Source organism: Vibrio sp. AND4 (genome assembly GCF_000171815.1).
Lineage (GTDB): Bacteria > Pseudomonadota > Gammaproteobacteria > Enterobacterales > Vibrionaceae > Vibrio.
This window is the reverse complement of record NZ_ABGR01000011.1, coordinates 88,715-96,760: the sequence shown is the minus strand read 5'-3', so window position 1 is coordinate 96,760 and position 8,046 is coordinate 88,715. Positions and strand designations below refer to the sequence as shown.

Annotated in this window: 7 protein-coding genes; 4 read left to right on the top strand and 3 right to left on the bottom strand. The window is 46.4% G+C overall.

Annotated elements, in window-relative coordinates; genetic code table 11:
- The coding region (glnE, locus tag AND4_RS12615) for a bifunctional [glutamate--ammonia ligase]-adenylyl-L-tyrosine phosphorylase/[glutamate--ammonia-ligase] adenylyltransferase (RefSeq protein ID WP_009843362.1) at positions 1-1,108 on the bottom strand (1,108 nt) is incomplete at its 3' end.
- 119 nt (positions 1,109-1,227) lie between these two features.
- Positions 1,228-2,484, bottom strand: a complete 1,257-nt coding sequence (locus AND4_RS12610; protein WP_009843361.1) for a methyl-accepting chemotaxis protein — start codon at positions 2,482-2,484, stop codon at positions 1,228-1,230.
- 82 nt (positions 2,485-2,566) lie between these two features.
- Here AND4_RS12610 and AND4_RS12605 point away from each other — a divergent pair, with 82 nt between their 5' ends.
- Positions 2,567-3,340, top strand: a complete 774-nt coding sequence (locus tag AND4_RS12605; RefSeq protein ID WP_009843360.1) for an ion transporter — start codon at positions 2,567-2,569, stop codon at positions 3,338-3,340.
- 24 nt (positions 3,341-3,364) lie between these two features.
- On the opposite strand, the gene AND4_RS12600 is transcribed toward AND4_RS12605, so the two are convergent.
- Positions 3,365-4,897, bottom strand: a complete 1,533-nt coding sequence (locus tag AND4_RS12600) for an inorganic triphosphatase (protein WP_009843359.1) — start codon at positions 4,895-4,897, stop codon at positions 3,365-3,367.
- Between the two features lie 205 nt (positions 4,898-5,102).
- On the opposite strand from AND4_RS12600, the gene AND4_RS12595 reads away from it, so the two are divergent.
- The 3 genes from AND4_RS12595 to AND4_RS12585 all read left to right on the top strand — a co-directional run bounded on the left by AND4_RS12595 (position 5,103) and on the right by AND4_RS12585 (position 7,979).
- Positions 5,103-5,783, top strand: coding sequence for a TIGR00153 family protein (locus AND4_RS12595; protein ID WP_009843357.1), 681 nt, complete (start codon positions 5,103-5,105; stop codon positions 5,781-5,783).
- Positions 5,784-5,914: 131 nt separating this feature from the next.
- Positions 5,915-7,174, top strand: coding sequence for an inorganic phosphate transporter (locus AND4_RS12590; protein WP_009843356.1), 1,260 nt, complete (start codon positions 5,915-5,917; stop codon positions 7,172-7,174).
- Between the two features lie 193 nt (positions 7,175-7,367).
- A complete protein-coding gene (locus AND4_RS12585) occupies positions 7,368-7,979 on the top strand; it encodes a TIGR04211 family SH3 domain-containing protein (protein WP_009843355.1) in 612 nt (203 codons plus the stop codon).
- Positions 7,980-8,046: the final 67 nt, after the last annotated feature.

Below are 8,046 nucleotides of genomic sequence, written 5' to 3'. Positions count from 1 at the left end.
CCTCTGGTTGAGTCAATTGACCCAACTCACCGATTGCGCTCAAGGTTTCGAGTAGGCCGCGGCCACGCAAAGACGGCTCGCGACCACCACGAATTAACTGGAAAACTTGAGCAATAAACTCAATCTCGCGAATGCCACCAGCACCAAGCTTAATATTGTTGCTCAAACCACGACGACGCACCTCGCTACTGATCATCGATTTCATACGGCGCAGAGATTGAATCGCACTGAAGTCGATGTAACGACGGAAGACAAACGGACGCAGCATCTGACGCAACGCTTGGTATTGTGGGTACATTTCACTGCCCATCACACGCGCTTTGATCATGGCGTAACGCTCCCAATCTCGTCCTTGCTCTTGGTAATAGTCTTCAAGTGCTGCATAACTCATCACTAATGGACCACTTTCACCAAATGGGCGTAAACGCATATCAACGCGGTAGCAAAAGCCATCAAAGGTGTGTTGGTCGAGCGCTTTGATGATGCGCTGCCCCAGGCGGGTAAAGAACTGTGCATTGGCAATGCTGCGACGCGCACCTTGAGTCTCACCATTTTCTGGATAAGTAAAAATCAGGTCGATATCGGAAGAAAAATTCAGCTCACCGCCACCAAGCTTGCCCATACCGATGATCAGCATAGGTTGCGCTTTTCCTTCGGCATTGGTTGGTGTCCCCCACTCACGGCAGCAAATCTGGTATTGCCACTGGTAAGTTTCGACGATCATGGCTTCGGCCAGTTGCGACAGATGGCTGAGCGACGCTTCTAATGTCCAAGCATAAGTGAAGTCCTTCCACGCAATGTAGACCATTTCGCGATTACGAAACTGGCGCAGCGCCCGATGACCAGCCATTTCATCTTGGCATTCCGCTAAAAGCGCGGCGAGGCGTGCTCGATAAGTTTGGTGTCGACTGCTTTCTGCTAACATGATGGGTAAGTCTTGCGCCAGTCTTTCATCACGATGAATCGCTTCAGTAATAAAGGAGCTAAGACCAGAGACAAAATGAAATTGATCGGCAATCTCACTTGGCCATTGTTGAAAATATCCCGCTTGCTCGGCATTGTGAACCGCAGCATCGGCGGCAGAGATCAGTGACGAAGGCAGCTGCATGTTTCTTCCTTGTGTGAAAGCACGGTAGTTTGAGGGCGACAGTCCCTTTTATACCAGAGTTAGCGCAAATAAAAACGCCCACAAAAGGTTTGTGGGCGTTTTATCAAAGCTTGCTTAAGCTAGACTTCAAAAGATTTAATTTTCTTATCCAGTTCTTCCGCATTGTTTTGCATTATCTCAGAGGTTTCTAGTAGCTCGGAGACAACCACAACCGATGCTTCTACTAACTCACGCACATTCGTCAAGTTCTGGCTCATCTCTTCTGCAACACTACTTTGCTGGCCTGATGCCGTGGCGATTTGTAGGTTCATGTCATTGATCTGTGTTACTTGACCAACAATACCATCTAACTCGCTCCCCGCATTCGAAACCAGCTCGACACCTTCTTCCGCTTCAACCACGCTTTTCTCCATCAATGTAACCGCTGAGGTGGCGCTTGATTGCAGTTGAGAGATCATCTCTTGAATTTCCACTGTTGCCTGCTGAGTGCGCTGCGCAAGATTACGAACTTCATCCGCAACCACCGCAAAGCCACGGCCTGCTTCGCCCGCTCGTGCTGCTTCTATTGCGGCATTCAAAGCTAACAGGTTAGTTTGCTCAGAAATGCCTTGGATGGTACCAACGACACTGCCGATCGAATCAACTCGCTCTTCGACTTGATTAACCGCACTCGCCGAAGATGCGATATCAGTAGACAACTCACTCATCTTAGAAACGGTTTTCTGGAGGAATTTCTGCCCCGTCAAGGCTTGGGTTGATGCTTGCTCAGTGAGTGCAGAAGCACTTTGAGCATGGTCTGCAACCGTCTGAACTGTCGAGGACATTTCACTCATAGCCGTTGCAAGCTGGTCGATCTCGTTAAACTCTTCTTGCGCTGAATCTTTGGTTTCCGACATGCTGATTGTCATCACTTCCGTCAAGGTTGCGAGTTCATCAGATGCATTGATCTGCATTTGGATGACATCGTGCAACTGACGCCGTGTTTTCTCCAATTCACGCGCTACGTCACCGTATTCGTCTTTGCACTCCATGCCGAATGGCACCGATAAATTTTTGCTCGCCATTAACTTGATTGCGTCACTCAAATATTGTGTTTGGCGCAGCATGACGCGCGCTGCGGCCAAAAGCAGAACCACAAACACAACAATCAACAATACCGTTTGCCATGCAACTTGAGTGAGGTAAGCTTCATAGTGTTGTTGGGCAACTTGTTCATTCTGTGTTGCCGCAAGTAGTGAGTGATAAAAGGTGTTGGCGTCCCACAACTGCTTCACCACAATCAAGATGGTACTGAATACCATCAACATGACCATTTTCGGAACGAGCTTGATGTCGGATATCACCCTTTCCCACGGCTTAAATGCCAGCTTTTCCATTGTCAGTTCTCCGCTGAGTCTAATATAGTCATTAACTTCGATAACTTATCGCCACCGTTGTGCGATTTATTCCGAGCCTAGTATGAAAAACCATGATATCAAAGACAGTACGAAACCAATGGGGTTGCTATCACTAATCTTGTCCTTCATGGCGCTATTTGTGATCTCTGGGTTGTTGTTTTTCCCGCTCGATCACGAACCTCGACAAGTGCTTATCGGTCTGGATGTTATTATCTGTAGTATTTTCCTATTTCAGCTCACTGTAGATTTGATCCGATCCACAGATCGTCGGTCATTTCTTAAGCATCACTGGATCGATTTTGTTGCCAGCATCCCAATGATCGAACCATTACGCTATGCTCGCTTGTTCCACATTTTGCGCGTCATTTTGGTTTTACGTTCTTCCAAGTTTATTCTTTTCCAGCTTAAGCAAAACCGCCGTGAAACCACACTAGCCTCAATTTTATTGTTGATGGTCGTACTCATCACTCTGGGTTCGAGCGCGATGCTATTTATTGAAGGACAAAACCCCGAGGCTAACATTCAAACCGGAGCAGACGCTTTGTGGTGGGCTTTTGTCACCATCTCAACCGTAGGTTATGGCGATCACTATCCGGTCACGACTGGCGGAAAATTGTTAGCCGTATTGATCATTATTTGTGGTGTCGGCATCTTCGGTATGATTTCAGGTTTGATTACGTCAATTCTTACCGCGCCAACTCGCCAGCAAGACCATCGTTCAAAAAATAAAGAAAAGCTGTTAGAGCAGGTACTAGAAAGGCAGGAGCAGATCTTACATCGACTCCAATCGATCGAAAATGAACTGGACGAGCAAAAACAGCAGACAAAAAAATAGGACCTTAGGCCCTATCTTTTGCTCTTAGTCACGCCAGTATGGCTCGACTTCAACACCAATGGCGCGAGTCTGATCCATTGCGTGAAGGATAGAACGCTCTTGGCGGTGCAACCAACGTTCTAACTGGACTTGCTCTTCTCCTTCTAGCATGCCCACTAATGGCAGCAGATGGTTAAGCATCAGCAGGTCATCAATACCATGTACTAAGTCTGCCCACGGTAATCGAAAACTGTTGCGCTCTTCAGCATCATACAAACTCGCGAAACCAATTCCAGTGTAGAGGTTACGCAGCAGACGATAGCGTTGATCGACATAGTCTTGTGCCGACAAATCACGCTCAGCAGGAAACGCTTCCATTAACTCAGCCCAAGTGCGATCGAGTTGTTTCACTGAGAAAGCTTGAATGTTACTCGACATCTTCTCGCGCGCTTTGTCATCGAGGAATGGCTGCCAGCCACGCGTTAAAATCCAGCGGCTCAAGTCCAGCAGCAAACTGGTGTAACGCGCTGAACTTAATAGCTCTAGTACTGCTTCGCGGCGTGGTAGCTCACCTAATTGTTGAGTCAGCTCAGAGATAAGGAACTTACGTGCATCAAGCTTACGAAGCACGTTGCCTTTGTCTTCTAGTAACTCTTCTAAGTGCGCGTGTTCATCCAGCCACTCGAGTTCCTCTTCTAGCCACTTCATTTCTTGACGCAAAATCGCACTGGCTCGGCGCGGCACTGTACTGCCAAAAATCGTAAAGGTTTGGCGAATAAAACGAATCGCGTTGACGATTTCACGTAGTGCTTCAGCGCAATCACGTTCGGTGTAGATTTGCTCGTGATAATGCCAGTGCGATAATGCATGCTCCAGCGAGTTAATCAGACAATATTCCAAAGTATCGTTTTTCGTACTGTCTACTAAGGTGAGCGCTTTCACCTCATCACCAGCATAACCACTTGCTAAGCGGTACCCTTTGGCTGCTTTACTCAAATTGCCCAGACGCATCCCTCCTGCTTCACATAAGCTGCGAGCAAGCGTGAATAGAGCATCGGTTTGGCCCGATTTCAGCTCAAGTTCGACTTCACAGATAGGGTCTTGCTTCTCTTCGCTATCAGAATCTTGAGCAATCACCGCACCTTGATCAAAAGCGACTTCAATTTGGCTACCATCGGGCATACCAATCAGCCATTGCTCACGAATGAAGTTGGTAGAGAAGAGAGGGGTCAGTTCTGCTTGCAGAGTCGCAATACCTTTACCTGTTGGCCAGATGTCGGCAGGATGAAGCGTGAGGTCTGGCTCATTACTGATGTGCTCAGCGTTATATTCCGGTCTCTGATGAAGACCAGCAACGACACGTCCCGCTGTTTTTACGGTTTGAACATAAACATCATCAAAGCGGCGAATTCTTAAACCAATGTCGTGCTTTCTTAACCATTTGTCAGCGGTATCAAAGTAGATGTTGCCCAAGTCACGACAACTGTGCTGAAGCACCTTTGTTTCGGCGATTTTAGCTCTTAAAGTTTCTGAAAATTCTGGAGAAACAAAAAACTTAAGTTCTATCTCGGTTTCCATAGCTATACCTTTCAAAGCAGATAGAAACAGGATATTGCCTAATTTCTTACTCGGCAAGAAAGAAATATCACCGGAATGATGATCTAAAACTGTTTTAATGAGCGATTTAATGCGTTAACATGCGCGCCTTTATAGCCATAGTTCAACATTTCGCCAAGAAATAGTGTATGTTTTTTTAAGGTTATAGTTATTAGGTTGAATGACCATGCCAGTAAATACAATTATGGGGTTATTTGCAAAGTCCCCAATTAAGCCTTTGCAACGCCACGTTGTCTGCGTCAACGAATGTTGTTCATACCTAGTTAATTTCTTTGAAGTTTCTTCAAAGGGTGACTGGGAAAAAGCAGCTGAAATCCGTGCTCAAATTTCTCACCTAGAGAAAGAAGCAGATGTGCTGAAACGTGAAATCCGTCTAAAACTGCCTCGCGGTTTGTTTATGCCAGTCGATCGTACTGACATGCTTGAGCTTCTCACTCAACAAGACAAGCTTGCTAACCTGGCAAAAGACATTGCTGGCCGTGTATATGGTCGTCAACTTGTCATTCCTGAGGCTCTCCAATCAAACTTCCTCGCATACGTTCAACGTTGTCTTGATGCAGCTGACCAAGCGCAAAAAGTAATCAACGAACTTGATGAACTGCTAGAAACTGGCTTCAAAGGCCGTGAAGTAACACTCGTTGCTGAAATGATTCATCAGTTGGACGAAATTGAAGATGACACCGATTTAATGCAGATTGAACTTCGCCAACAATTGATGGCGATTGAAGCTGACATGAATCCTATTGATGTTATGTTCTTATACAAAATTCTTGAATGGGTAGGTGGTATTGCCGACCAAGCGCAGCGCGTGGGTGCTCGTTTGGAAGTCATGCTATCTCGATCTTAAAACATAAAGTTAACGACATAACGAAGAGCATGATTAACGCGCGCCAGATAGACGATGACAGAACTCACCGTCATATGGCTTAATGCGCTTTATAGATTGCTCCGCTTGTTATAAAACAACTAGGTATTACGATGGATATCCTTGCGAACTACGGTACTGTCCTGATTATTGTTGCTGCGCTCTTTGGATTAATGATGGCAGTTGGTATTGGCGCGAATGACGTTGCTAATGCGATGGGCACATCTGTTGGCTCAAAAGCACTTACCGTAAAACAAGCCATCATCATTGCGATGATCTTTGAATTTGCTGGTGCATACCTTGCTGGCGGTGAAGTCACTGACACCATCCGTAAAGGTGTTATCGAAACATCGCTATTTGCTAGCCAACCTGACATCCTTGTCTACGGTATGATGTCAGCGCTTCTTGCTGCTGGTACTTGGCTTTTACTGGCTTCTTACATGGGCTGGCCTGTCTCAACCACTCACTCCATCATTGGTGCGATCATCGGTTTTGCATGCGTATCCGTAGGTACAGAAGCCGTTGATTGGGCCAGCGTTCAGGGGATTGTCGGTAGCTGGATCATTACCCCGGTTATCTCAGGTTTCTTTGCTTACCTGATTTTTGTCAGTGCACAGCGTCTGATCTTTGATACAGAGAACCCGCTATTTAACGCCAAACGTTTCGTTCCGGTTTACATGTTCATCACGACTATGGTGATTGCGCTTGTCACCATTAAGAAAGGACTAAAACACGTTGGTCTTCACTTAAGCAATGGTGAGGCATGGATGTGGGCATTAATGGTCTCTGCTGCAGTAATGATTGGTGGTTACTTCTACATTCAGAAGAAATTCGCAAATCGCGAGGAAGATCGTGGCTTTGCTGGTGTAGAAGGCATCTTCAGCGTGCTAATGGTTATCACAGCATGTGCGATGGCATTTGCTCATGGCTCAAATGACGTAGCTAACGCCATAGGTCCACTGTCTGCCGTTGTTTCAACCGTTGAACACATGGGTGAAGTCACAGCGAAGAGCACTATCGCGTGGTGGATTCTTCCTCTGGGTGGTTTCGGAATCGTGGTTGGTCTTGCGACACTCGGTCACAAAGTAATGGCAACCGTTGGTACAGGTATTACTGAACTAACCCCAAGCCGTGGTTTTGCCGCTCAGCTAGCAACGGCATGTACCGTTGTTCTCGCTTCAGGCACTGGCCTGCCAATCTCTACAACGCAAACACTTGTTGGTGCGGTGTTAGGTGTAGGTTTTGCTCGCGGTATTGCTGCACTTAACCTAGGTGTGGTTCGTAACATTGTTGCATCTTGGATCGTGACGCTACCTGCAGGCGCACTATTAGCCGTCATCTTCTTCTACAGTATCCAAGCAATGTTCTCGTAAGCTGTGTTAGCATAATGCGTCGAGTCAATGCAATGTAAACGCATTGTCATTATTGACTCAAACACACAGAAAGGGAGGTCTTGCCTCCCTTCTTTGTTGCACCAAAGTTTGAAACTGAATACTATTCATCTATTTCCGGCTCCAATAATTCGGTGCCAAAGCTGTATCCAAGAAAATCGTTAAGGGATTTACTGTGAAAAAACTAATCATCACGGTTTTGTTTACTTTGCTAGCAGCGCCAGCAGCACTAGCGGCAGACCGTTATATTTCTGATGACCTATTCACTTTTATGCACTCTGGCCCAAACAACACTTACCGCATTATGGGCAGTGTTAACGCCGGCTCTAAAGTACAACTTCTTCAAACAAACAAAGACACGGGTTACACAAAAATCCGTGACGCTCGCGGCCGTACAGGCTGGGTGCAAAACAAGTTTGTGACAAACCAAGAAAGCATGGCCATCCGCCTTCCTCGTATAGAGAAAGAGCTGAAAGAAGTGAAAGAACAATTGGCGAACGCACGCCAGAACTCAGACACTGAAAAGGCGGGTCTAGTGACGTCGCTGGAAACTCGCAACCAACAGATTTCAGATCTAGAAAAGAAATACTCTGAAATCAGCGATCAGCTGACTTCTGTTGAAACAGAAAACCGTGAACTTCGCGCGAAGCTAGACACTCAAAAAGACGACATGCTACTTAAGTACTTCACTTATGGTGGCGCTGTTGCTGGTCTGGGTTTGCTCTTTGGCTTGCTACTGCCACACCTCATCCCTCGCAGAAAGAAATCGCCAGCAGGTTGGGCATAATCGCTTTCAGCTAACGGATAAGATCTCGAATCAAAATAGCCAGTCATATGTGACTGGCTTTTTTGTT